The sequence below is a fragment of the Mesorhizobium sp. M7A.F.Ca.CA.002.09.1.1 genome, from assembly GCF_003998555.1.
In the GTDB taxonomy this organism is placed as follows: Bacteria; Pseudomonadota; Alphaproteobacteria; order Rhizobiales; family Rhizobiaceae; genus Mesorhizobium; species Mesorhizobium ciceri.
In genome coordinates this window covers 1-1,616 of record NZ_RZRR01001087.1, presented here as the reverse complement: position 1 = coordinate 1,616, position 1,616 = coordinate 1, and the positions used below count along the sequence as shown (strand labels likewise).

Annotated in this window: 1 protein-coding gene and 1 pseudogene; both read right to left on the bottom strand. The window is 65.7% G+C overall.

Annotation, left to right across the window (positions count from 1 at the left end; genetic code table 11):
* Nucleotides 1-191 (bottom strand): annotated as a pseudogene (locus tag EN994_RS30515) (cell division protein FtsW); the annotation flags it as partial.
* Nucleotides 191-1,591 (bottom strand): UDP-N-acetylmuramoyl-L-alanine--D-glutamate ligase, encoded by a 1,401-nt coding sequence (gene murD, locus EN994_RS30510; protein ID WP_063168311.1) that lies wholly within the window; start codon nucleotides 1,589-1,591, stop codon nucleotides 191-193. The gene murD and the pseudogene EN994_RS30515, both read right to left, overlap by 1 nt.
* Nucleotides 1,592-1,616: the final 25 nt, after the last annotated feature.

The window sequence follows — 1,616 nt, the reverse complement described above, 5'->3', positions numbered from 1 at the left end:
GGTACGGTGAAGATGATCTGCCTGGTGGCGAAGTGGAAACTGTCGAGGCCGATGCGTTCGGCGACCGCCGGGCTCGCCGCGAAGGACAGCACGATACCGAGGCCCATCAGCGACAGGAACGCCGCCAGGAACCAGCGATCGATCGTCCACCACCAGGTCGCAACCGGACTTTTGTCGAGACGGCTCTGCATTATCGTGCCCCTCCGATGGGTTTCACACCCTCGATAGCATTCGCAGCTTGCCTGAAGGCTTCGCCGCGAACTTCGAAATTCTTGAACTGGTCGAAGCTGGCGCAGGCCGGCGACAGCAGCACCACCGCCTCGCCGCTGTCGTCCTTAGCCGCATCATGCGCGGCGTGCTCGACCGCCGCGGCCAGCGTGCCTGAAATCTCGTAGGGCACGGCCTCGCCCAGCGTCGCCGAAAACGCCGGCGCCGCCTCGCCGATCAGATAGGCCTTGGCGATGCGCGGGTAGAAACCGCGCAAGGGTTCGATGCCGCCTTCCTTGGGCAGGCCGCCGGCGATCCAGTAGATGCGCGCGAAGCTCGACAGCGCCGGCGCCGCAGCATCGGCATTGGTCGCCTTGGAATCGTTGATGAACAGCACATGGTCCTTGCGGCCGACCTGCTCCATGCGGTGCGCGAGGCCGGGAAAGCTTTCCAGCCCCGACTGGATCTCGCCAAGCTCCAGCCCGACCTTGAGGCAAGCGGCGACCGCAGCCAGAGCGTTCTGGGCATTGTGCTGGCCACGCAAGGAGCCGATGCCTTCGAGGAAGGCGACACGGCTGTAACGGCCGTGCACAGCTTCCATCAAATTGCTGCCATCGGCGAAATAGCCGTCGGTCAGCGGCAGGCGCTTGGAAATGCGGATGACATGCCGCCCCGCCCGCTCCAGCCGCTCGGCAATCTGCGCGCACCAGGAATCGTCGATGCCGACGATCGCCGTCTCGCTGCCGGCCACCAGCCGCTCCTTGATCGCGGCGTAGTGCTGCATGGTGCCGTGGCGGTCGAGATGATCGGGCGTCAGGTTGAGCAGGATGCCGGCCGTCGGATTGATCGAGGGCGCGAGGTCGATCTGGTAGGACGAACACTCGACGACATAGTGCCGATCGGGCTCGGGCGGATCGAGCGTCATCACCGCGCGGCCGATATTGCCGCCCATCTGGGCATCCCGTCCCGCGGCTTTCAGGATGTGCGCGGTCAGCGCGGTCGTCGTCGACTTGCCGTTGGTGCCGGTGATGGCGATGAAAGGCGCTGTCGGCGCGCTCAGCACCCGCTCGCGGCAGAAAAGCTCGATGTCGCCGATGATCTCGACGCCTGAGCCGCGCGCCAGTTCCACCGTCCAATGCGGCTTGGGATGCGTCAGCGGCACACCAGGCGACAGCACGAAGGCCGAGAATTTCGCCCAGTCGGCGCCGCGCAAATCAGCGGTCGCGATACCGGCAATGGCGGCCTTGGCCACACTGTCGGGATTGTCGTCCCAGGCCAGCACGTCCGCGCCGCCCTCGATCAGCGCGCGCGCCGTCGCGATCCCCGAGCCACCAAGCCCGAAGAGCGAAACGCGCTTGCCTGAAAAGGATGCGGCGGGGATCAAAGGGCTTCCTATCTCAGCTTGAGAG